The organism is Arthrobacter sp. NPDC080082, from assembly GCF_040686595.1.
Taxonomy (GTDB): Bacteria; Actinomycetota; Actinomycetes; order Actinomycetales; family Micrococcaceae; genus Arthrobacter.
The window spans coordinates 266,609-289,070 of record NZ_JBFBKQ010000003.1 but is presented as its reverse complement, the minus strand read 5'-3'; the positions used below and the strand labels follow the sequence as shown (position 1 = coordinate 289,070).

At 70.1% G+C, this 22,462-nt stretch carries 22 protein-coding genes and 1 riboswitch; of the genes, 9 read left to right on the top strand and 13 right to left on the bottom strand.

Annotation, left to right across the window (positions count from 1 at the left end; genetic code table 11):
• Positions 1–10: 10 nt before the first annotated feature.
• The 4 genes from AB0O44_RS08245 (at position 11) to purL (ending at position 4,983) form a co-directional block, all read left to right on the top strand.
• Positions 11–1,372 carry a chaplin family protein gene (locus tag AB0O44_RS08245; RefSeq protein ID WP_364136400.1) on the top strand — a complete coding sequence of 454 codons (1,362 nt, stop codon included), beginning with the start codon at positions 11–13 and terminating at the stop codon, positions 1,370–1,372.
• Positions 1,373–1,641: 269 nt separating this feature from the next.
• A complete protein-coding gene (gene purS / locus AB0O44_RS08240) occupies positions 1,642–1,893 on the top strand; it encodes a phosphoribosylformylglycinamidine synthase subunit PurS (RefSeq protein ID WP_290256746.1) in 252 nt (83 codons plus the stop codon).
• Between the two features lies 1 nt (position 1,894).
• On the top strand, positions 1,895–2,653 hold the full coding sequence (purQ, locus tag AB0O44_RS08235) for a phosphoribosylformylglycinamidine synthase subunit PurQ (protein ID WP_364136398.1): 759 nt from the start codon (positions 1,895–1,897) through the stop codon (positions 2,651–2,653).
• The gene (gene purL / locus AB0O44_RS08230; RefSeq protein WP_290256748.1) at positions 2,650–4,983 is read left to right on the top strand and encodes a phosphoribosylformylglycinamidine synthase subunit PurL; all 2,334 of its coding nucleotides are present in this window, start codon (positions 2,650–2,652) and stop codon (positions 4,981–4,983) included. Before purQ ends, purL begins: the two co-directional genes overlap by 4 nt.
• Positions 4,984–5,077: 94 nt before the next feature.
• On the opposite strand, the gene AB0O44_RS08225 is transcribed toward purL, so the two are convergent.
• Together AB0O44_RS08225 and lgt are read right to left on the bottom strand one after the other, a co-directional pair.
• Positions 5,078–7,186: a transglycosylase domain-containing protein gene (locus AB0O44_RS08225; RefSeq protein ID WP_364136396.1), complete on the bottom strand. Its 2,109-nt coding sequence runs from the start codon at positions 7,184–7,186 to the stop codon at positions 5,078–5,080.
• Positions 7,176–8,192 carry a prolipoprotein diacylglyceryl transferase gene (gene lgt, locus AB0O44_RS08220; RefSeq protein ID WP_364136394.1) on the bottom strand — a complete coding sequence of 339 codons (1,017 nt, stop codon included), beginning with the start codon at positions 8,190–8,192 and terminating at the stop codon, positions 7,176–7,178. Before lgt ends, AB0O44_RS08225 begins: the two co-directional genes overlap by 11 nt.
• A gap of 89 nt (positions 8,193–8,281) precedes the next feature.
• On the opposite strand from lgt, the gene AB0O44_RS08215 reads away from it, so the two are divergent.
• A complete protein-coding gene (locus AB0O44_RS08215) occupies positions 8,282–8,809 on the top strand; it encodes a MarR family transcriptional regulator (RefSeq protein WP_364136392.1) in 528 nt (175 codons plus the stop codon).
• A 45-nt stretch (positions 8,810–8,854) separates the two neighbouring features.
• On the opposite strand, the gene AB0O44_RS08210 is transcribed toward AB0O44_RS08215, so the two are convergent.
• The 11 genes from AB0O44_RS08210 to AB0O44_RS08160 form a co-directional block, all read right to left on the bottom strand.
• Positions 8,855–9,148, bottom strand: a complete 294-nt coding sequence (locus tag AB0O44_RS08210; RefSeq protein ID WP_290256752.1) for a DUF503 domain-containing protein — start codon at positions 9,146–9,148, stop codon at positions 8,855–8,857.
• Positions 9,149–9,169: 21 nt separating this feature from the next.
• Positions 9,170–9,487 carry a putative quinol monooxygenase gene (locus AB0O44_RS08205; RefSeq protein ID WP_290256753.1) on the bottom strand — a complete coding sequence of 106 codons (318 nt, stop codon included), beginning with the start codon at positions 9,485–9,487 and terminating at the stop codon, positions 9,170–9,172.
• Between the two features lie 75 nt (positions 9,488–9,562).
• A complete protein-coding gene (locus tag AB0O44_RS08200; protein ID WP_290256754.1) occupies positions 9,563–10,165 on the bottom strand; it encodes a hypothetical protein in 603 nt (200 codons plus the stop codon).
• A complete protein-coding gene (locus AB0O44_RS08195; RefSeq protein ID WP_364136390.1) occupies positions 10,159–10,728 on the bottom strand; it encodes a DUF1990 domain-containing protein in 570 nt (189 codons plus the stop codon). Before AB0O44_RS08195 ends, AB0O44_RS08200 begins: the two co-directional genes overlap by 7 nt.
• A complete protein-coding gene (locus tag AB0O44_RS08190) occupies positions 10,725–11,162 on the bottom strand; it encodes an MmcQ/YjbR family DNA-binding protein (protein ID WP_364136388.1) in 438 nt (145 codons plus the stop codon). The genes AB0O44_RS08195 and AB0O44_RS08190 overlap by 4 nt, the downstream gene beginning before the upstream one ends.
• A 113-nt stretch (positions 11,163–11,275) precedes the next feature.
• Complete coding sequence (locus AB0O44_RS08185; RefSeq protein WP_364136386.1) at positions 11,276–12,526, bottom strand: acyl-CoA dehydrogenase family protein; 1,251 nt, start codon at positions 12,524–12,526, stop codon at positions 11,276–11,278.
• 24 nt (positions 12,527–12,550) lie between these two features.
• Positions 12,551–13,423: a MetQ/NlpA family ABC transporter substrate-binding protein gene (locus tag AB0O44_RS08180; RefSeq protein WP_364136384.1), complete on the bottom strand. Its 873-nt coding sequence runs from the start codon at positions 13,421–13,423 to the stop codon at positions 12,551–12,553.
• Between the two features lie 25 nt (positions 13,424–13,448).
• On the bottom strand, positions 13,449–14,885 hold the full coding sequence (locus AB0O44_RS08175) for an NtaA/DmoA family FMN-dependent monooxygenase (protein ID WP_364136382.1): 1,437 nt from the start codon (positions 14,883–14,885) through the stop codon (positions 13,449–13,451).
• Between the two features lie 36 nt (positions 14,886–14,921).
• On the bottom strand, positions 14,922–15,587 hold the full coding sequence (locus AB0O44_RS08170) for a methionine ABC transporter permease (RefSeq protein ID WP_364136380.1): 666 nt from the start codon (positions 15,585–15,587) through the stop codon (positions 14,922–14,924).
• Positions 15,580–16,392, bottom strand: a complete 813-nt coding sequence (locus tag AB0O44_RS08165; RefSeq protein ID WP_364136378.1) for an ATP-binding cassette domain-containing protein — start codon at positions 16,390–16,392, stop codon at positions 15,580–15,582. The genes AB0O44_RS08170 and AB0O44_RS08165 overlap by 8 nt, the downstream gene beginning before the upstream one ends.
• Positions 16,393–16,531: 139 nt before the next feature.
• A riboswitch (SAM riboswitch) is annotated at positions 16,532–16,621 on the bottom strand.
• Between the two features lie 75 nt (positions 16,622–16,696).
• A complete protein-coding gene (locus tag AB0O44_RS08160; protein ID WP_364136376.1) occupies positions 16,697–17,122 on the bottom strand; it encodes a CoA-binding protein in 426 nt (141 codons plus the stop codon).
• 339 nt (positions 17,123–17,461) lie between these two features.
• Here AB0O44_RS08160 and AB0O44_RS08155 point away from each other — a divergent pair, with 339 nt between their 5' ends.
• The 4 genes from AB0O44_RS08155 to acs all read left to right on the top strand — a co-directional run bounded on the left by AB0O44_RS08155 (position 17,462) and on the right by acs (position 22,458).
• Positions 17,462–18,295, top strand: a complete 834-nt coding sequence (locus AB0O44_RS08155) for an ABC transporter ATP-binding protein (protein WP_364136374.1) — start codon at positions 17,462–17,464, stop codon at positions 18,293–18,295.
• A 175-nt stretch (positions 18,296–18,470) separates the two neighbouring features.
• Complete coding sequence (locus AB0O44_RS08150) at positions 18,471–19,523, top strand: aliphatic sulfonate ABC transporter substrate-binding protein (RefSeq protein ID WP_364136372.1); 1,053 nt, start codon at positions 18,471–18,473, stop codon at positions 19,521–19,523.
• Complete coding sequence (locus tag AB0O44_RS08145; protein WP_364136370.1) at positions 19,523–20,434, top strand: ABC transporter permease; 912 nt, start codon at positions 19,523–19,525, stop codon at positions 20,432–20,434. The genes AB0O44_RS08150 and AB0O44_RS08145 overlap by 1 nt, the downstream gene beginning before the upstream one ends.
• 56 nt (positions 20,435–20,490) lie before the next feature.
• A complete protein-coding gene (gene acs / locus AB0O44_RS08140) occupies positions 20,491–22,458 on the top strand; it encodes an acetate--CoA ligase (protein WP_356902891.1) in 1,968 nt (655 codons plus the stop codon).
• Positions 22,459–22,462: the final 4 nt, after the last annotated feature.

The following is a 22,462-nucleotide window of genomic DNA, read 5'->3' as shown; positions in this document are numbered from 1 at the left end:
AGACTTTGTCATGCATCAAAACCTTCGCCGAGGCCTGCTCGGCACACTCTTCGCCGGCGGCATGCTGGCCCTCGGAAGCACGGCGGCCTCAGCGGCCGACACGACCACCACCGGCTCGGACGGACTCCTTTCCGGCACCCAGGTCACCGCGCCGATTTCGATTCCGGTCAATCTCGGGGCGACGTCCCTGGGACTGCTGGGCGACTCCACCGCCACTACCGGCGGGACCAGCACCGGTACCGCGCCTGCGGCGCCGGCCGGATCCACCTCCACCACGGGCGCAGGCGGGATCCTCTCCGGCACCCAGGTCACCGCACCGGTCACGGTCCCGATCAACCTCGGAGCCACCTCCGTGGGCGCACTGGGCAACTCCACCGCCACCACCGGCGGACCCACCACCGGGACCGCACCCGCCGGATCCGCCTCCGCGGGTCCGACAACCACCGGGGCGGACGGAATCCTCTCCGGCACCCAGGTCACCGCGCCCATCAGCGCACCAATCAACCTCGGCGCCACCTCGGTGGGAGCACTGGGCGACTCCACCGCCACCACCGGCGGAACCACCACCGGGACCGCACCGGCCGCACCCACCGGATCCACGCCGTCCGGGTCCGCGTCCACCACCGGGGCGGACGGAATCCTCTCCGGCACCCAGGTCACCGCGCCGGTCACGGCTCCGATCACCGTCGGCGCCACCTCCGTGGGCGCACTGGGCGACTCCACCGCCACCACCGGCGGGACCACCGCCGGGACCGCACCGGCCGAATCCACCTCCGCGGGTCCGACAACCACCGGGGCGGACGGAATCCTCTCCGGCACCCAGGTCACCGCACCGGTCACGGCCCCGATCAACCTCGGCGCCACCTCCGTGGGAGCACTGGGTGACTCCACTGCCACCACGGGTTCCGGCAACACGGGCCAGGCAGCAGCGGGCCCCACATCGAGTCCTGCCACGACCGGCTCCGGCGGGATTCTCTCCGGCACCCAGATCACCGCGCCCATCAGCGCGCCGATCTCGCTCGGCGCCACCTCGGTGGGCGTCGGTGGCGGCTCTGCGGCCACGACGGGCAACCCGCCCACGGTCACCCCGCCGGTCGTGACTCCCCCGATGGTTACCCCGCCGGTCGTCACACCGCCATTGGTTACTCCCCCGGCGGCGGAGTCGCCTGCAGCCGTCCAGCCCGGAAACCAGGGCGCCACCGGCACCTCGCATGGCATCGTGTCCGCCGCTTCAGCGCCGTCAGGTGTCCCCGCCGGGGCCACCACGCTCGCCTACACCGGAGCCAACGCCAACGCACTGTGGCTCGCGGGCCTGTTCCTCGGCGCGGGACTGCTGATGTTGCTCGGTATGCGGCTCAAGTGGTCGGCCTAAGCAACGGCCCCAGTAAAGGACTAACCGTCCTGTGAGCTGTCCGGGGACGCCCCATGGCGTCCCCGGACATCCGCGCGCACAGGGCCAGCCAGGCTCCAGCGGTCACGAATACGCCCGGCGGAGCAGGCCCGGTAGAATAAGCGTGCAAGCTCGCGGAGCGCCCGAACCACGCCGTCCTGGAACATTCCTGTTTCATCACAGCGGGACCGGCGTGAGACGGCACCACTCCGCTGCGCCCTTACCCAACGCTCACGCACAGGAGTTGCCGGATGCCCCGGATCGTTGTCGACGTCATGCCCAAGCCCGAGATTCTGGACCCGCAGGGGAAGGCGATCGTCGGAGCGTTGCCCCGCCTCGGATTCACCGCCTTCAGCGGCGTCCGCCAGGGCAAGCGTTTCGAACTCACCGTCGACGGCGAGGTGACCGAGGAGATCCTGGCCCAGGCCCGGAACGCCGCGGAGACCCTGCTCTCCAACCCGGTGATCGAGGATGTCGTCAACGTCGAGGTCGTCGAGGCCTGAAATGACTGAACAACCCCTGATCGGCGAGGCCGTCGCGATCGCTGCCGAGCCCCGGCTCGCTGGCGCGAAGATCGGCGTCGTCACCTTCCCCGGCACCCTCGATGACCGCGACGCCGCCCGCGCCGTCCGGCTGGCCGGCGCCACCCCCGTGGCCCTCTGGCACGCGGACACCACCCTGGCCGACGTCGACGCCGTCGTGATCCCCGGCGGTTTCTCCTACGGTGATTACCTGCGCGCCGGCGCGATCGCCCGGTTCGCCCCGCTCATGTCGAAGATCATCGACGCCGCCAACTCCGAGGCCCGCCTGCCGGTCCTGGGCATCTGCAACGGCTTCCAGATCCTCACCGAGTCGCACCTTTTGCCCGGCTCCATGATCAAGAACGACCACCTGAAGTTCCTCTGCCGCGACCAGGTCCTCCGCGTGGAGAACACCGCCACGGCGTGGACCGGCGACTACACCGCCGGCCAGGAAATCACCGTTCCGCTGAAGAACCAGGACGGCCAGTACATCGCGGACGAGAAGACCCTCGACGCGTTGGAAGCCGAGAACCGCGTGGTGTTCCGCTACGTCGGCTGGAACCCGAACGGCTCCCGCCGCGACATCGCCGGCATCACCAACGAGGCGGGCAACGTGGTGGGCCTCATGCCGCACCCCGAGCACGCCATCGAGGCGGGCTTCGGTCCGGAGAACGGCTCCGGCACCGGGGGCCTGGGCTTTTTCACCTCTGTCCTGAACAAGATCGTGGGAGACAACAAATGACCGAGACCCCCGCCGTGGCCAAGCCCGCGGAGTCCGGCAAGAAGTTCAACATCGACACGGTGGAGAACGCGGCCAGGACCCCGGACACCGAGCTGCCCTGGGCCGAGCTGGGCCTGAAGCAGAACGAGTTCGACGAGGTTGTCAAGGTCCTCGGCCGCCGCCCCACCGGCGCCGAGCTGGCCATGTACTCCGTCATGTGGAGCGAGCACTGCTCCTACAAGTCCTCCAAGAACCACCTGCGCCAGTTCGGCGAGAAGGTCACCGAGGAGATGAAGAAGGACATGCTAGTGGGCATCGGCGAGAACGCCGGTGTCACCAACCTCGGCGACGGCTGGGCCGTGACCTTCAAGATCGAGTCGCACAACTCGCCCTCCTTCGTGGAGCCTTACCAGGGCGCCGCGACCGGCATCGGCGGGATCGTCCGCGACATCATCTCGATGGGCGCCCGCCCCGTGGCCGTCATGGACCCGCTGCGCTTCGGCGCGATCGACCACCCGGACACCGCCCGCGTCATGCACGGCGCCGTGGCCGGCATCGGCGGCTACGGTAACTCCCTGGGCCTGCCGAACATCGGCGGGGAGATGGTCTTCGACTCCGTTTACCAGGGCAACCCGCTGGTCAACGCCCTCGCCGTCGGCGTCATGCGGCATGAGGACATCCGCCTCGCCAACGCCTCCGGCAAGGGCAACAAGGTTGTCCTGTTCGGTGCCCGCACCGGCGGCGACGGAATCGGCGGCGCGTCCGTGCTGGCGTCCGAGTCCTTCGACGACACCAAGCCCTCCAAGCGTCCGGCCGTGCAGGTGGGCGACCCGTTCGCGGAGAAGGTCCTGATCGAGTGCTGCCTGGAGCTCTTCAAGGGTTCCCTGGTGGAGGGCATCCAAGACCTCGGCGCTGCGGGCATCTCCTGCGCCACCTCCGAACTGGCGTCCAACGGCGACGGCGGCATGCAGGTCGAGCTGACCTCCGTGCTGCTGCGCGACCCCACCCTGACCCCGGGCGAAATCCTGATGTCCGAGTCGCAGGAACGCATGATGGCCGTGGTCACCCCCGAGAACGTCGAGGCGTTCGAGGCCGTGATGGACAAGTGGGCCGTGGAGTACTCCTGGCTGGGCGAGGTGACCGACACCGGCCGCCTGATCATCACCTGGGACGGCGAAGTGATCGTCGACGTCGACCCGCGCACCGTCGCCCACGACGGCCCGGTCTACGACCGCCCCTACGCCCGTCCCGAGTGGCAGGACTCCGTCCAGGCGGATGCCTTCACCGGCTCCGTGCAGGACGCCGGCCGCCCGGCCGCCCCGTCCGAGCTCGCTGCGGCCGTCACCGAGCTGGTGGCCTCGCCGAACATGTGCAGCAAGGCCTGGATCACCAACCAGTACGACCGGTACGTCGGCGGCAACACCGCCATGGCGTTCCCGGACGACGCCGGCGTGGTCCGGGTGGACGAGGAGACCGGCCTGGGCGTGGCCCTGGCCACCGACGCCAACGGCCGCTACACCTACCTGGACCCGTACCAGGGCGCGCAGCTGGCCCTGGCCGAGGCGTACCGCAACGTGGCCACCTCCGGCGCCATCCCGATGGCCGTCAGCGACTGCCTGAACTTCGGTTCCCCCGAGGACCCGGACGTCATGTGGCAGCTCGCCGAAGCCATCCGCGGCCTCTCCGACGCCTGCATGGAGCTCGGCATCCCGGTCACCGGCGGCAACGTCTCGCTCTACAACCAGACCGGCACCACCCCCATCCACCCCTCCCCCGTGGTGGCGGTGCTGGGCAAGCTCGACGACGTCGCCCGCCGCACGCCGTCGGGCTGGCGTGAGGACGGCCAGGCGATCTACCTCCTCGGCACCACCGGTTCCGAACTGGACGGGTCCGAATGGGCCAACATGCGCGGCCACCTGGGCGGCCGGCCGCCGAAGGTTGACCTCGCCGCCGAGCGCGAGCTGGGCCAGATCCTGATCAACGCCTCCCGCGACGGCATGGTGGACTCCGCCCACGACGTCTCCGAGGGCGGCCTCGCCGCGGCCCTGGTGGAATCCTCGCTGCGCTACGGCGTCGGCGCCCGGATCTCGCTGCAGGACGTCATGGACCGCGACGGCGTGGACCTCTTCACCGCGCTGTTCTCCGAGTCGCAGGCGCGCGCCGTCGTGGCCGTGCCCCGCTCGGAGGAGATCCGCTTCAAGGACATGTGCACCGCCCGCGGCTTCGCGCACGTCCGGATCGGCGTCGTCGACGCCGAGGGCGGCACGCTGGAGATCAACGGCGTGGACACCCTGAGCCTGGACGCGCTCCGCGAGGCGCACGAGGGGACACTGCCGAAGTACTTCGGCTGACGCTCACCCACCGCCTGAACTGAACGGCCGCCCCTCCACTGGAGGGGCGGCCGTTCGGTTTTAATCAAGGTCGCGCTTCAGGCGGTACCCGGCATCAGCGGGTCATCGACGCCGGAGGCATGGCGAATGGGGCGCCGGGATAGCGTTGCGCCGCGGCGTCCATCAGCCGGCCCCACTGGCCGCCGGCGATGTCCGCGCCGTCCACGCCCACGTAGTAGCGGCCGTTGATGGTGATGTCCTGGTTCACCCAGCGCGGTCCGATGCCCTGGTAGCTGCCGAACCAGGACGCCGTGGTGATCCCGGAGGTGCCGCCCACGGTCCAGGTCATGGTGTTGCCGTCCGTGGTGCCGGTCTTGGCGAAGATGTCCGTGGCCTTGGAAACCGGGATGTTGTAGCCGGAGCCCCGGGTCAGCACGTTCTTCAGCGCGTAGGTCACCCCGGCCGCGACGTCCGGATCGACGGCCTGCTGGCAGTGCGCGTCCGGGACCGGGTACGTCTTGCCGTGCGGGCCGGTGACCGATTCGAGGGCGATCGGGTCGCAGTGCTCGCCGCCGGCGGCGAAGGTGGCGTAGGCGTCGGCCATGGTCAGCGGTGCGACGTCCTGGGTGCCGATCAGGCTGGCGATGCTGGAAACGTCGTAGGGCTTGTTGGTGTGTCCGTCGGCGACGCCGGCCGCCGTCGCCATTTTCTGGATGTTGCAGAAGTCCAGCTGCGCGGCGGACTGGAAGGTGATGGTGTTGATCGACTGGTAGAGGCCCTGGAGGACGCTCATCCTGACGTAGTGGTTCGCGTCGTCGTTGGGCAGGAGGTGCGTCCCTGCCGCCGGGTCATAGGATCCGGTGGTGCGGCCGCAGGAGTTCTGCCAGGGGTAGCCGGGCCGGTAGAGGCGCACCGCGCCGTCCAGGACGGTGCCCATGGACTTGCCGGCGCGCAGCCACTCGGCGAAGACGAACGGCTTCATGGTGGAGCCGATCTGGAAGCCGCCGGCGCCATCGAGGGGCTGGCCGTTGGCGTCCCGTTCGGGCAGCGCGAAGTTGCCGGTGTAGTTGCCCGGACCCGCCGTGGGGTTGTAATTGGTGTTCTGCGCCATGGTCAGCACCTTGCCGGTGCCGGGCTGGACGCTGACCAGGGACGCCCCGCGCTGCAGCGGGTCGGTGGCGGACATGGAGGCGTTGACCTGGTCCTGGGCCACCTTTTGCAGCGCCGGGTCCAGGGTGGTGCGGATCGTCAGGCCGCCCAGGTAGAGCAGCTTCTTCCGGGCGTCCTCGTCGGGCCCGAAGGCCGGGTCGTTGAGGATCAGCCGCTGGACGTAGTCGCAGAAGTAGGGCGCGGAGACGGCACCGGCGCAGCCCTGGCTGGCCGGGTGGACGTTGAGGCCGATCGGTGCCTTGACCGCCGCGTCGTGGTCGGCCTGGCTGATCTTGCCCTGCTGGAGCATCTTGTCGAGGACCTCGTTGCGGCGGGACACCACGTGGTCCGGCTGGGTGAGCGGGTCGTAGTAGACCGGGCTGTTGACGACGCCGGCCAGCGCCGCCGCCTGCGGCAGGGTCAGTTGCGCGGCGCTGACGTTGAAGTATTCGTGGGCGGCGGCGTCGATCCCGTAAGCGCCGTTGCCGAAGTAGACCACGTTGAGGTAGCCCTGCAGAATCTGGTCCTTGGAGTAGGTCTTCTCCAGGGCGATCGCGAGCTTCATCTCCCGCAGCTTGTCCCCCACCGTCTTGGCGTAGCCGAGCTTGACGTCCTCGCTCTTCCCCTGCGCCACGAGGGATTCGATGATCATGTTGTTGACGTACTGCTGGGTGAGGGTGGACGCGCCCTGGCGGCCACCCTGCGCGGTGGCGACGAGGGCGCGCAGGATGCCGGTGGTGTCGATGCCGCCGTGCTGATAGAAACGGGCGTCCTCGATGGCGACGATGCCGTCCTTGATGAAGGGGGACATCTTGTCCAGGCTGACCGGCGCCCGGTTCTCCGCGTAGAAGGAGGCGATGACGGAACCGTCGTTGGCCAGGACGGTGGAGGTGGCCGGCGGGGCGTTGAGGTTCAGGTCATCGGGGAGCTTGTCGAACATGCCGATCGAGTCGCTGACCACCGCGCCCGCCATGGCGGTGGCGGGGATAAAGAGACCGGCCACCAGCACGCCGCACACGGTCCCGGCCGCGATGAAGGCCAGGACCGCACGCCAGAGGGATCGCCTAGCGGGCATCGGGATGTTCCCGGGTCGCGGGGGCGGTCTCGGCGTCGCCGGCGGTCTTGGCGTCGACGGCGGAGGGGGCGTCGCCAGCGGACGGGGCGTCGACGGTAGAGGGGGTGTCAAGAGCGGGAGGTGCGTCGGCGGCGGGAGGCTCGTCACCGCCGTCGGGCGCGGCGCCCGGGATCGCCGCCGAAGGCTTCCGGCGGAAGGTCAGCAGGAAGCCCGCCACGCCGCCAAGGAAGATCAGCGCGGCCACCCAGGTGTTGACCCGGAGCCCCAGGATCAGGTTGGCGTAGTCCGAGCGCATCAGTTCGAAGGCGAAGCGGCCCGCCGTGTATCCGGCGACGTAGAGGGCGAACACGCTGCCGGCTCCGAGCTTGAAGCGGCGGTCCAGGAAGAGGATGAGCAGGGCGACGGCGACGCACCAGAGTGACTCGTACAGGAAGGTCGGCTGGAAGTAGCCGAGCACCACGGCGGCGCCGGAGGGATCGGTGACCGCGTTTCCGGCGGCGTCCATCTGGTGGATCTGCAGCTTCCACGGCAGGGTGGTGGGGTCGCCGTAGAGTTCGTTGTTGAACCAGTTGCCCCAGCGGCCGAGGGCCTGGGCAAAGAGCACGCCGGGCGCCACGGAATCCAGGAAGGCCACGAAGGACACCCCGGCCCGGCGGCAGCCGATCCAGGCGCCCACGCAGCCGAGCGCGATCGCTCCCCAGATGCCCAGGCCGCCGTCCCAGATGGCGAAAGCATTCCAGGGGTTCCGGCCGGGCAGGAAATACAGCTCCGGGTCGGTGATGACGTGGTAGGTCCGGCCGCCGATGATCCCGGCCGGGACAGCCCAGACGCAGATGTCCAGGACCTGGCCGGGCAGGCCTCCGCGGGCGATCCAACGGCGGGACCCCAGCCAGATGGCCACCGCGATGCCGGCCAGGATGCAGAGGGCGTAGAAGTGGATGGTCAGCGGTCCCACGTGGAAGGCGCTGACGGTCGGGGACGGGAAAAACGAATCTCCGGCGGTCATGGCGGTCCTGTCTAAGAAGTGCGCGGCACGGTAATTGGTTCTGCCACAGAACTATTCTAGGTCTGACTCTATCCGGCTAAACTGGGCGGATGATGAGGGCCGTGGAATCCGCACCGGAGGCAGCGGCCCGCCGGGACTCCGGCGCGTGGTCCCTGACCGGCGTGATCACCCGCCTGCGCAGGGTGCTGCGCTCCAGCGTGCGGCAGGAGTTTCCCTGGGAAGCGCTGCCGATGGCCCAGGTGGAGGTCCTGCAGCGGCTGGCCGAGGAACCGGGAATCGGCGTGAGCGGGCTGGCTTCGCGGCAGCGGCTGGCCGTCAACACGGTGAGCAACCTGGTCCAGCAGATGGTGGTGTCGGGGCTGGTGGAGCGGCTGACCCGGCCGGGCGACCGGCGTTCGGTGACGCTGACCCTTACCGAGCGGGGCGCCGCGGTCCTCGCCGCCTGGCAGGACGCCAATGACCGCCGCCTGGGCGACGCCCTCCGGCGGCTGCCCGAATCCTCGCAGCAGGCCATCGAGGACGCACTTCCGGCACTGGCCGCCCTGGCCGCCCTGTTGGAGGCGGAGGACCGGGAACCCGACGGCGGCGGCCTGCCTTCCCGGGACCCCGCGCCCTGAGGCCGTGCGCCCTGAGGCCCCGCGCCCTGGGGCCGCGCGCCGGGCCTAGTCGTCGCTGCGGAGTTCGCGCTGGCGGGCGCTGAGGAGTTCGACCTCCGGCCGGGCCGCGACGAAGCGTTCGACGGCGGCCAGCACCTCGATGAGGTGGGCGCGGTCCGCGGCGACCAGTCCGGCGCCCACCAGGGCCCTGCGGTACTGGTCCTGGTAGCCGGCCTCCGTGACGGAGATGTCGAAGCGCCGCTTCAGCTCCGCCAGCAGCGGCCGGACCACGGACCGTTTTTCCTTCAGGCTGTGCACGTCGCCCAGCAGAAGGTCGAACTCGATCCAGCCGATCCACATGGCCCCAGCGTAACGCCCGGGCTAGATGGTGAGCTCGCCCATCCGGTCCCAGCCGTCGCCGTCGATCTGGCGGCTGATGATCCGGGGCGTCTCCACCAGGGCCTGGGGCATGTCCTCCATGGCCTTTTTGAAGTGGGCGCTGTTGACGTGGTCTCCGGCGGCGTCGTCCTTGAAGGCCTCGACGAGGACGAACTCGTTCGGGTCCTCGACGCTGCGTGACCACTCGAACCAGAGGTTGCCGGCTTCCTTGCGGGTGGAGGAGGTGAAGTCCTCCACGAGGCCGAGCCAGCGCTCGGACCAGTCGGGCTTGACCTTGAATTTGACGACGATGAAGATCATGGACGGTCCCTTTCGGTACGGATACGGTCTTTCAGTATTTCAGTTGGGCCGGTCTGCCCGCTGCCGGTCAGCCGGTCAGCAGGCGCCGATGGCGGCCCGGGCGAGCTCCTGCTGCCGGGGCGTGCCGACCCGTTCGGCCCACTGCTCGGCCAGCTGGAATTCGACCATGGCCTCGGTGCAGCGGCCCGCCTCGTGCAGCGACCAGCCGAGGTTGTTGTGCAGTGCCACCAGCCACCGCCGGGTGCGTTCGTCGCCGGCGGTGGAGGCGTACTCGAGGGCGCTGCGGGTCCAGGTTTCGGCGTGGGCGGTGTCCGCGATGGCCAGCATGTGCAGCGCGTCCACGGCCAGGAAGTCCTCGCCAAGGTGGTCCGCGAGTTCCGCGGCCTGCTCGAAAAGGGGAACGGCCATCTCGGGGTGGCCGCCGGAGTTGAGCACCCGGCCGCGCTCGAGCAGGACCCTCACCGCCACGGTGGGTTCGTCGGCGTCGACCGCGTCCAGCAGTGCGTCGGCTTCCTCGTACCGGCCCTGCAGCCCGATCGCCCGGCCCAGCTGGGTGGCAAGTTCGGCGCGTTCATCGGCGTCGAATGCCGGGTCCTCCAGTGCCTCCCTGAAGCGGGCTTCGGAGAGCCCGGGATTGTCGAAGTTCCAGATCAGGTCCAGGTTCTGTTGGTTCAGCATCCACTCACTCCTGCTCGGTTCACGCCGGCGGCCAGTTCCTGTGCACTCCTAACGTACCGGGAAGTGACCAGCCGGCGCGCCCGGTCCGTGACGGGACGGCCGGCGGCGTAGAACCAGGTGGACGGGACACCGAAGGCGGTGATGGTGATCAGCACCCGGCCGGCCTCATCCAGCGAGATCTCGAAGGACTCCTCGCCCCGGACGGGGTGCCCGGGCAGGGTGCCGTAACCGAATCCGGCCGACTGCGGGCCGGCCCCGGGGCGGGGCGGGTGCACCCAGACCACCTCGCAGGGAGCGTCGACGCGGAACGGGCCGACGCCGAAGCCGCTGACCACCCGGACGCCGGAGGCGACGTCGGATTCGGCCCGGACCCGCAGCCCCGCGCCGCGGTGCAGCTGCCAGGTCATCAGGCCGTGCACCGCCCGGCGGTAGGCCGCCTCCCCGTCGCCGATGTGGGCCCGGGTGACGATGCCGTTGCCATCCGCGGGAAGCCGGCCGCTCTCGGTGGCACCGACGCCGGAATAGGTAAGCTCGCCCGCGGCGATCCGGTCCCCGCCCCTCACGGCCGGTCCCCGATCCGGTCGTTGCCCCGGTCCCCACCCCGTGCCAGCCGGGACCAGCCCAGTTGCGCCTGCTGGGCCCGGCTCAGGGTGGCCACCACCAGGTCGTAGGAATCCTCCACCATGTCCCGGATCATGTCGTCCGGGAGCGCACCGTCCAGCCGGACGCCGTTCCAGTGCCGCTTGTTCAGGTGCCAGGCTCCGGTGATCTCCGGGTGCACCTGCCGGAGCTGTTCCGCGAGCGCCGGTTCGCATTTGAGGCTCACGCTGAAGTCCTCCGGGTCCATGGCGGACAGGGCGAAGACCTTCGCCTGGTGCCGGGCCCCGCCGGCAATGGCGGCGCGGACCTTGAACACGGCCATCTCGGGCCCGAACGGGTAGTCCTCGAAGGCGCCGGGGAAGCCCAGGCAGATTTCTCGCAGTGCGGCCGCATCCATGGTCCGAGCTTACGTCCGGGGCCGGACAGCGGGCAGCCCGGACCCGGGAGGCTAGGTCTCCGCGGTGAGGCTAAGCCGCCCCGGTGTGCTGAAGCGGCGCGGCTGGATGGACGCTACTCCCCCGCCGCCGGCGCCTTCGGCGCGTCGCCGATGCTGTGAAGCCCCTCCGGTGTGGTGCCGTTGACCTCGTAGTCGCCCAGGATCCGGGCCTTGAAGACCGCCGGGTTGTGCGTGGCGACCGTGCGGGCGTTCCGCCAGTGCCGGTCCAGTGCCTTGGCCTTCGAGGTGGCGGAGGCGCCGGTGACGTCGAAGAGCTGCTGGGCTGCCGACTGCACCAGCTCGGGGACCAGCAGCTGCGCCTTCCCCACGGCCGCCTCTCCCCTGCTGTACCGCTCGGCGGGGGCGAGGTCCAGGCCCGGATCGGCGGCGGCGTCGAGCTCGCGGGCGGCGGCCAGGACCACGGACTCCGCGGCGAAGACCTTGGCGGAGAGCTGCCCCACGAGTTGCAGGATCAGCGGGTCGTGCCGGAACAGCTCGCCCGAGCCGGTGTTGAAGGTGCGTTTCCGGTCCCGGACCAGTGCCCTCGCATCCGCCAGGGCCGCCCGCCCGATCCCGGCCAGCACCGCCAGCAGGACAAGCTGGAAGAAGGCCGGTTCGTGCGTGGTGGACACCGAACGCTGGATGATGTGCTCCGCGGGCACGGCGACGTCGCGGAAAATTGTGGTGCCCGTCCCGGTGAGCTGCTGGCCGAACCCGTCCCAGTCGTCGAGAATCTCCACCCCGGGCGCCGTGGTGCTAACGACGGCGTATTGGCGGCCCTCCCGGCCCGCGGTACTGGCCGTGACGGCGATCCACCGGGCGAAGATGGTCCCGGTGGTGTAGAACTTCCGGCCGTTGAGCACCCAGTCCGGTCCGGACGGGGTCAGCGTGGTTCCGGTGGCGCCGAGGACGTTGCCGGACTGCTCGGTGGCCGCATTGCCGAAGATTTCGCCGGCCACCACCCGCGGGTACCAGCGGTCCTGGAAGCCGGGGCCCTCCAGGCCCACGGTCTCCACGAACGCGAAGTGCGAGCGGTACAGGTGCGCCACCGAGGAGTCGGCCTCGGCCAGTTCCACCAGCAGCCGGAAGAACGGCTCGAAGCCGATCCCGTCCCCTCCGTGCTCCACGGGGACCCGCAGCCGGCCGAACCCTGCCTCGTTGAGCCAGCGGACCTGCTCGAAGGGCAGGACGCGGTCCCGCTCCCGGTCCAGGGCGCCCTCGGCGATCCGGGCGAAGACCGGGCGGAACCGCCCGGCCAGGGCCTGGTAGCCGTGCTCCGTGGTGGCGCCCGCCGCCGTCGTCGTTGTTTCTGTTGAGGTGCTCATCGCGTCTCCTGTTCCCCGGGCCGGCTAGAGTTTCGCCGCGTCGGCGGCCGGGTCCTGATCCCACGGCGTGGGCAGGATTCCGTTCTGGTAGCCGGCGAACCAGGCCTTGACCTCGGGCGACTGGTAGGCCTCCTTCAGCGCGGCCGCCTTCTCGGTGCCGGCGAACTCGGGCCGCCCGGCAACGACGATCCGGAAGGGGACCTGGTTGGCGTCGGGCTCGAAGGCCAGCGCGTCGGCCCGGGTGTGCTTGGCGTCGGCCGCCATCCGGGCGATCAGGAAGCCGGCGTCGACGTCCGGGAGGGTCTTGGCCAGGGACTGCTGGTCCACTTCCACAAACTGCAGCTTCTTCGGGTTGGCGGTGATGTTCTTCTGCGAGGTGTGGATGACGGTGGCGTCGGAGAGCTCCAGCAGCCCGGCGTCGCGGAGCATGAACAGGGCGCGGCCGTTGTTGGCCGGGTCCACGGGGATGCCGATCTTGGCCCCGTCGGGGAGCTCGCTGAGGGACTTGTACTTGTCCGACCAGATCCCGCCGGGCGCGCTGTAGACGTAGAACAGGCCGACGTTGGAGAGGCCCTTGTCCTGGTTGAACTGCTTCAGGTAGGCATTGTGCTGGAAGAAGTTGGCGTCGAATTCACCGTTCGCCACCGCCAGGTTGGGCTGGATGATGTCCGTGACGTAGGTGGGCTCCAGCGTCCAGCCCTTGGCCTCGAGGAGCTTCTTAGCGATCTTCGTTGGCTCCTGGTACGGCGCGGACTCGGTGACGATGATCTTGATGGTCTTCCCGCCCGAGGCGGCGTTGGCGCCGCCGGGGTTGACCAGGCCGCAGCCGGTGAGGGCCGTGGCGGACGCGGCGCCGGCTCCGGCAAGGGCGAACTTGAGGAAATTTCTGCGGTGCATGGCGGGTGTCCTTTGTCGTGGGGGGTTAGACGCCGACGGCGGCGGGAGTGTTTTCGGCGGCCGCGGAGAACGCTGTGAAGGCGCCGCGGAAGGCGGCGGCGGGGTGCCGGCCGTTGAGTCGGGGGCCGTCACCGAAGAGCTTTTCGCGCAGGGTTCCCGGCGCGTAGCCGGTCTGGGCGAGGCCGCGGTCCCGCAGTTCGGGCAGCACCCCGGTGATGAAATCGGTGTAGGACCCCGGGATGGTCTGGTTGATGATGTTGATCCCGTCGATGCCGGCGTCCTGCCACTCTTCGAGCCGGTCCGCGATCTGTTCCGGTGTTCCCACCACCCGGTTGGCCCGGCTGCGGTACAGCGCGATGTCTCGGAGCGTCGGGTTGCCGCCGCGGGTGGAGGCCCGGATGGCCTCCAGGTGTCCCTGGCTGCCCTCGGTCTGGATGTCACCCAGCGGGGTGTCCAGCGGCAGCCCGCCCAGGTCGACGCCGAATCCGCCGCCGACGTGGGCCAGCAGGGCCTCGATGTCCAGGCTGTCCTCCAGCTCGGCCGCCTTCCGGGCCGCCTCGGCTTCGGTGCCGCCCACCACGAAGTGCATGCCCTGGAGGAACTTCACGTCCTCGGGACGACGGCCGGCGGCCACCGCCTGCTCGCGAACGGCGGCCGTGTAGGCGCCCGCGATCGCGGTGCTGGGCGCCAGGGTGAAGGTCGCCTCCGCGTTGGCGGCGCAGAACTGCTGGCCGCGGCCGGAGCTGCCGGCCTGGAAGAGCACCGGGGTGCGCTGCGGCGACGGCGCCACGAGGTGCGGCCCGTCGATGGAGTAGCGGGGCCCGCTGTGGTAGATCTTGCTGACCTTTTCGGGGTCCGCGTGGAGGCCGCCCTCCTTGTCCCGGACCAGGGCGTCGTCCGCCCAGGAGCCCTCCCACAGCTTGTAGGCCGCCTCGACGTATTCGTCCGCCCAGTCGTAGCGCTCGTCATGTTTGGTCAGCTCGGTGGAGTTGAAGTTCCGGTGCGAGTTTTCCAGCACGCTGGTGACGATGTTCCAGCCCACCCGGCCGTTGCTGATGTGGTCCAGGGTGGACATCTGCCGGGCGAACTGGAAGGGGTGGCTCTGGATCACGGAGGAGGTGGCGGCCAAGCCGATCTCCCGGGTGGCGGCGGCCAGGGCCGAAAGCAGGATCAGCGGGTCGTTGGAGGGAACCTGCAGGCCCTTCCTCAGGTGGGAGGCCCAGCCGCCGTCGTAGTCGCCGTAGAGGCCCACGACGTCGGCGAAGAAGATCGCGTCGAATTTCGCGTCCTCCAGCTGCCGGGCCAGGTCGGTCCAGAGCTGCAGTTCGTTGAAGCGGTGCTGCTGGGCCTCGGGGCGGCGCCATTGGCCGCCCATGATGTGGCTGGTGGTGTTCATGACGAACGCGCTGAGGAGCAGGCGGGGGCGGGGTCCGTCGAAGCGGGGGCTGGCTGGTGAAGTCATGGTTCTGCTTTCCGAAGTGGGGTGCCGGGGCCGCGGTCAGAGCCGCTTGTCGAGGCGGCGGGCCAGGCGGGAGCCGCCGAACTGGACGAGGGTGACCAGCAGGATCATCAGGATGATCGCGGTGATCATCAGCGGGGTTTCGTAGCGGTAGTAGCCGTAGCGGATGGCGAAGTCGCCGATCCCGCCGCCGCCCACCAGCCCGGCCATTGCCGAGTAGGAGATGAAGCTGACGGTCATGATGGTGATGGAGCTGACCAGTCCCGGCCGGGCCTCCACCAGCAGCACGTCCCGGACGATCTGGGACCGGCTGGCTCCCATCGAACGGGCGGCCTCCACCACCCCGCTGCCGAGTTGGCTGAGGTTCTGTTCCACGAAGCGGGCGAAGTACGGGATGGCGTTGATGCTCAGCGGGACGATCACCGCGGCCGTGCCGATGGTGGTGCCCACGATGAAGCGGGTCACCGGGATGATGGCGATCAGCAGGATCAGGAACGGGAAGGACCGGACCAGGTTGACCAGGCCGTCCAGGACCCGGTGGAGCCGGGGCCGGTGCCGCAGCCCGCCGGGGCCGATCGTGTAGAGCCAGACGCCCAGCGGCGTGCCGATCAGGACGGCCAGCGGGATCGCGACCAGCAGCATGGCCAGGGTCTGGCCCATGGCGGCGCCGATTTCGGGCAGGACCGAGAGGATGCGCTCAAGCATGGATCAGGCCTTTCGGGGCGGGGCCGGCCGGGGCGGCTGCCCGGTGGGGCCGGTTCAGCTCGATGGCGTCGGAGACCAGGTACCGCCCGATCGAGGTGGCGGGGTGGAAGCCGGGGCGTTCGAGCTCGGCCAGGTCGAATTGCTCGACGATCCGGCCGTCCTCCATGACCGCGACGTTGTCCGCGATGGCCTTGATGACGTTCATTTCGTGCGTGACCACCACGATCGTGATGCCGAATTCGGCGTTGACGTCAGCGAGGTACTGCAGCACGGAGGCGGTGGTCCGGGGGTCCACGGCCGACGTCGGTTCGTCGCAGAGCAGGACCTTCGGCTCCGTGGCCAGCGCCCGGGCGATGGCCACCCGCTGCTTCTGGCCGCCGGAGAGCTTCGCGGGGTAGCTGGCGGCCTTGTCCGCGAGGTCCACGATGGCCAGGGCGTCGGCCGCCCGGCGCCGGCGTTCGGCCTTCCCCACCCCGGCGAACTTCAGTGAGAGCTCCACGTTCTCCTGCGCGGTGAGGTTGTTGAGCAGGTTGAAGTGCTGGAAGATCATGCCGATTCCGTGCCGGCTGCTGCGCAGTTCCGGCTCGCTTAGGGCGGTCAGGTCCACGCCGTCGACCAGGACCCGGCCCGAAGTGGGGCGTTCGAGCAGGTTGATGTTGCGCAGCAGCGTGGATTTGCCGGCGCCGGAGAACCCGATGATGCCTTGGATCCGGCCGCGCTCCACGGTGAGGGTGACGTCGTCGACGGCGGTGAACCGGCCGTCCTTCGACGGGAACGAGGTGCTGACGTTCTGGATCTCGATCACAGCAGACCGCCCGCGATCCGGGCCGGCGCTGCCGTCGTTGTGGTGTTCATGATTCCTCCGGGGCTCGCCCGAGGAAAGCCTCATCCCCCGGCGCCGGGGCAGCGCAAAGCGCGGCCTCTCGGGTCCGTGGAACAGTGGTTCTCCATCGGTCCTGGCGGTAGCACCGTCCTCATCGAGGGGGTTGCTGCGGCGTCACGGAGCCAGGTCTCTCAGCCGCTCGGGATGGTTACCCCACGAATCTGGCACACGCCCGGCCGAGGTGAAAGCGGCGCGTCACACGCCGTAAAGCTCCCGTCAGTCCCGGTTAAAGGCCCAGGAGCGGCGCTTCCCTGGCCGGGCAGGCGTTCATGACGACGTCCAGCCCGGCGGCCTTGGCGCGTTCGGCCGCGGCCTCGTCGATGACGCCCAGCTGCAGCCAGACGGCGCCGGCGCCGGCGGCAATCGCCTGGTCCACCACGTCGCCGACGCGTCCGGAGTTCACGAAGCAATCCACGACGTCGATGGGCCGCTTCTCCGCCGGGATTTCCGCCAGCGAGCGGTAGCCGGCCTCTCCGTGCACGTCGTCGCCGGGCAGGTTGACCGGGATGATGTCCATGCCCAGGCGGTCGCGGATGAACAGCGACGTGTCGTAGGCAGCACGCCATTGGTTGGTGCTCAGGCCCACGATGGCCCACCGGCCCTTGGTGCGCAGGAGGCGTTCGACGACGGCGGGATCGTTCACGTGGCTCATGCGGCCAGCCTACGTCCGCCGGCAGCGGCCCCGCAGTAGGGAATCCCACCCCGGGCACTGTGCCGAATTTCTAATCGGGCCAGACACCTCACGTCCGCAGGTTTCCGAATATTACGCGCCCATTTGGCGAAAATCCGCCGTTCGGTTTTAGTAGACAGTGACCATCCCGAGCGGCCGAGAGACCTGGATCGATGACGCCGCAGCAACCCTGGTCGACGGACCTCCACCCCGGAGCCCGCCGATAACGAGGACGCACGCCGAGGGAAGGGTCCGGACTGACTACCCGGGCCAAAGGCTGCTTCCGTAGGGTGCTACTGCCAGGACCGATGGAGTAACCCTATGACTGCTGTCCTGCACCCGTCCCAGCCCCGGGCCGACGCCCGGCCCGGCTCCGGCACCCCCGCCCTCCCGGTGTCCTTCCGCGGCCTGGGCCGCGCCTTCGGGACCGGCCCCGCCGCGCACACCGTCCTCCGGGATGTCAGCTTCGACGTTGTCCCCGGCGAGGTGCTCGCCATCCTGGGCGCCTCCGGCTGCGGCAAGTCCACCCTGCTCCGGGCCGCCGCCGGACTCGACGCCGCCACCTCCGGCAGCGTCGCCATAGACGGCGAACCGGTCCGCGGCGTCGACGACCGCTGCGCCTTCGCGTTCCAGGAGCCGCGGCTGCTGCCCTGGCATACCCTCCAGGCGAACATCGCCATCGGCCTGCCCGCCGGCGTCAGCGCCCGCGACGGCAAGGCCAAAGTGGCCCGCCTGTTGGAACTCGTGGGACTGCAGGACTTCGCCAAACACCGCCCCCGGGAGGTCTCCGGCGGCATGGCCCAGCGCGCGTCGCTGGCCCGTGCCCTGGCCCGGAACCCCGGCGTGCTGCTCCTCGACGAGCCCTTCGGCGCCCTCGACGCACTGACCCGGATCAAGATGCAGGACCTGCTCCTGGAGGTCCACCGCGCCGAACCCACCACGGTGCTGCTGGTGACGCACGACGTCGACGAGGCCCTGCAACTGGCGGACCGCATCATCGTCCTCGGCCGGGAGGACACCGAATCGTCCCCGGCCGGCGCCACGATCGTGCGCACCCTCGCCGTCCCCGGCGGACGGCCACGGGACCGCGCCTCGGCCGAACTGGCCCGAATGCGCACCTCGCTCCTGGCCAGCCTCGGCGTCGACGGCCACTAACGGCCCCGCCCCCGCCGCCCCGGTCACGGCCTGAACGGTCCGTCCGCTCCCGGCAGGCAGCGCCGCCGGTACCACAGCACCGGACCGGCGAGCCGCCCGCTCCCCGCGCCGGCGGCCACCCGCATCACTCTCCTGTCTCTTTCGCATCGCTCGCACCGCCCGTAAAGGAACTTCCATGGCTCCCACCCGCACCACGTCCCGCCGTTTCGTCCTCACCGCCGTCGCCGCCTCCGCGGCCCTGGCCCTCACCGGGTGCGTCGCCGGGGAAGGCTCCGGCAGCCAGCCCGCAGCCGCCGCGGCCGCCGGCGGCAACGGCGGCGGCACGCTGACCATCGACTTCGCCACCTACAACCCGCTGAGCCTAGTGATCAAGAAGAAGGGCTGGCTGGAGGCCGCCCTTAAGGACCAGGGCGTCACCGTCAAGTGGGTCCAGTCGGCCGGCTCCAACAAGGCCAACGAGGCACTCCGTTCCGGCGCGGTGGACGTCGGCTCCACCGCCGGTTCGGCCGCGCTCCTGGCCAAGGCCAACGGCTCCCCGATCAAGACCATCGACATCTTCTCCCAGCCCGAATGGGCCGCCCTGGTCACCAAGCCCGGCTCCGGCATCAGCACGGTGGCGGACCTGAAGGGCAAGTCGGTCGCGGCCACCAAGGGCACGGACCCGTACTTCTTCCTGCTGCAGGCGCTGTCCGAGGCCGGCCTCTCGCCCAAGGACGTCACCGTGCAGAACCTGCAGCACGCGGACGGCCGCACCGCCCTGGAGAACGGATCCGTGGACGCCTGGTCCGGGCTGGACCCGATCATGGCCGGCGCCGAGCAGAAGGGCGCCAAGCTCTTCTACCGGAACCTCTCGTTCAACACCTACGGCTTCCTCAACGCCACCGAGTCCTTCCTCAAGGACCGGCCGCAGCAGGCGCAGACCGTGGTGAACGCCTACGAGAAGGCCCGCGCCTGGGCGGCCGCGAACCCGGACGAGACCGCGCAGATCCTGGCCGAGGCCGCCGGCCTGGACCTGGCCGTGGCCAAGACCGTGGTGCTGCAGCGCAGCAACCTCAACGTCAACCCGGCGCCGGGCGAAGCCCAGCGCACGGTCCTCGCGAAGATCGGTCCCACCTTCGTGGAGACCGGGGACGTGGCGAGCCAGAAGCAGATCGACGACGCCGTCGGCTCGCTTCTCGATGACTCGCTGGTGAAGAAGGCGGACGCCTCCGCCATCAAGGACTCCTGATGGCCGGCCTCGGAGATTCCCCCTTCACCGGCACCACCGTTGCGGACGGGCGCGCTGCAGCCGCCCCCGCAGCTCCGGCAGACGCCGCCCGGCCGGCCTCCCCCGTCACGGGAGGACACGGCACCCCGGCGAACGGATGGTCCCCCGCCGGGTTCCTGGCCCGCGGCTGGGCGCGTCTGCTCCTTGGACTGCTGGTCCCCGCGGCGGTGCTGGCGGCCTGGCAGCTGTCCACCGCCGCGGGACTCTTCAGCGTGGTCCAGCTCCCGCCGCCGGCCATGGTGTTCGACGCCGGCCTCGACCTGCTCCGCCGCGGGCAGCTGGGCCTGCACGTCGCCATCTCCACCCAGCGGGTGCTGATCGGATTCGCCGCCGGCGCCGCCCTGGGTCTGCTCCTCGGCTCCCTGGTGGGGCTCTCCCGCGTGGCGGACGCCCTGCTGGGCCCCACCATCGGCGCGCTGCGGGCCGTTCCGTCCCTGGCCTGGGTGCCGCTGCTGATCCTCTGGATGAAGATCGGCGAGGATTCCAAGGTCACCCTGATCATGATCGGCGCGTTCTTCCCCGTCTTCACCACCGTTTCGCTGGCCTTGCGCCACGTGGACCGGAACCTGGTGGAGGCCGCCCGAGCCTTCGGGCTCAAGGGCGTGAAGCTGCTGACCACGGTGCAGTTGCCCGCCGTCGTGCCCGCCGTGTTCTCCGGTCTGCGGCTGGCCCTGGCGCAGGCGTGGCTGTTCCTCGTGGCGGCCGAGCTCATCGCCTCCTCGATGGGCCTGGGCTTCCTGCTGACCGACTCGCAGAACAACGGCCGCACGGACCGGCTGCTGCTGGCCATCGTGCTGCTGGCCGTGATCGGCAAGATCACCGACGCGCTGCTCGGCCTGGCCGAGAAGTGGGCGGTGAACCGGTGGGCGTAACGGCAGCAGAGACCACGGCACAGACCCCGGGCCCCCAGACCCTGGGCCAAGGCACCGTGGCACCACAGACACAGGCTCCGTTGACCGAGGCCGAACGCATCGCATTCTGGGAACAGGCCGCGCTGCGCCTGGACTGGGAACCCGCCGGGTCCGCTGGTGCGGGGCTGCCCTGGCACACCACGCACCGCCGCGTCCCCGCGGACCCGGCGGCCGGAACCGGTCCGCAGATCAGCTGGTTCGAGGGCGGGAAGCTCAACGTCGCCTACAACTGCGTCGACCGCCATGTAGCGGCGGGACGCGGTGACACCGTGGCGCTGTATTTCGAGGGCGAACCGGGCGACCGGCGCACCCTCACCTACGCGGACCTGCAACGCGAAGTATCCCGGGCCGCCAACGCCCTGCTGGACCTCGGCATCACCAAGGGCGACCGCGTGGTAATCTACCTCCCGGTGATCCCCGAAACGGTCATCATCACCCTGGCCGTGGCCCGCATCGGCGCCATCCACTCCCTGGTGTTCGGCGGGTTCTCCGCCGACGCGCTGAAGTTCCGGGTGGAGGACACCGGCGCGAAGCTGCTGGTCACCACGGACGGGCAGTTCCGCCGCGGCGCCGCGGTGCCGGTGAAGGCCAATGCAGACGCCGCCGTCGCCGGGGACAACGCCGTCGAACACGTCCTGGTGGTCAACCGGACCACCGCGCCGGAGGACCTTGGCACCGTCCCGATGGTCCCGGGCCGGGACGTGTGGTGGCACGACGCCGTCGGGCGCGCCTCCGACGTCCACGTCGCCGAGGCGTTCGACGCCGAGACGCCGCTGTTCATCATGTACACCTCCGGCACCACCGGAAAGCCCAAGGGCCTGGTCCACACCTCCGGCGGCTACCTGACCCAGGCGTCGTGGAGCTTCGAGCACCTCTTCAGCAACCCGGACCCGGCGCTCCGGGACCGGGACGTCCACTGGTGCACCGCGGACCTCGCCTGGGTCACCGCGCACACCTACGAGCTGTACGGCCCGCTCTCCAACGGCGCCACCCAGGTGATCTTCGAGGGCACGCCAAACACCCCGCACCCGGGCCGGCACTTCGAGATCATCGAACGCTACGGCGTCACGCAGTACTACACCGCACCCACCCTGGTGCGCTCGCTGATGGGCTGGTTCCCGGATGGCATCCCCGCCTCGTTCGACCTGTCCTCCATCCGGCTGCTCGGCACCGTGGGCGAGGCCGTGAACCCGGAGGCCTGGCGCTGGTTCCGGGACAACGTCGGAGCCGGCACCGCGCCAGTGGTGGATACCTGGTGGCAGTCCGAGACCGGCGCCACCATCCTCTCCCCCGCCCCGACCGACACCGCATTCAAGCCCGGTTGCGCCGCCCGGCCGCTGCCCGGCGTCGGCGCCCGGATCGTGGACGAGGCCGGGGCCCCGGTACCGCCCGGGGTGCAGGGCTTCATCGTGGTGGACGCCCCCGGCCCGGCGATCGCCCGCACCGTCTGGGGCAACCCGCGGCGCTACTACGACTCCTACTGGCGCCAGTACGCGGAACAGGGCTGGTTCCTCGCCGGCGACGGCGCCAAATACGACGACGACGGCGACATCTGGATCCTGGGCAGGGTGGATGACACCCTCAACGTCTCCGGGCACCTGCTCTCCACCATCGAGATCGAATCGGCACTGGTCTCGCACCCGGACGTGGTGGAGGCCGGCGTCTGCCCGGTCCCCGACCCCAAAACCGGCCACGCGGTGGTCGCGTTCGTCGTCCCCAAGGGCGGCGACGCCGGCCGGGCCCCGTCCACCGAGGAACTGCGCAACCACGTCGCGAAGGCGATTGGGCCGATCGCGAAACCGCGCGACGTCGTCGTGGTCCCGGACGTGCCGAAGACCCGCAGCGGCAAGATCATGCGACGGCTGCTGACCCAGCTGTTCGAGGGCACCGAACTCGGCGACACCACGTCGCTGCAGAACGAACCTTCGATCGCCGGCATTCAGCAGGCCCTCCGCGAACGCAGCACAGAACCAACCCGGAAGTAAGGAA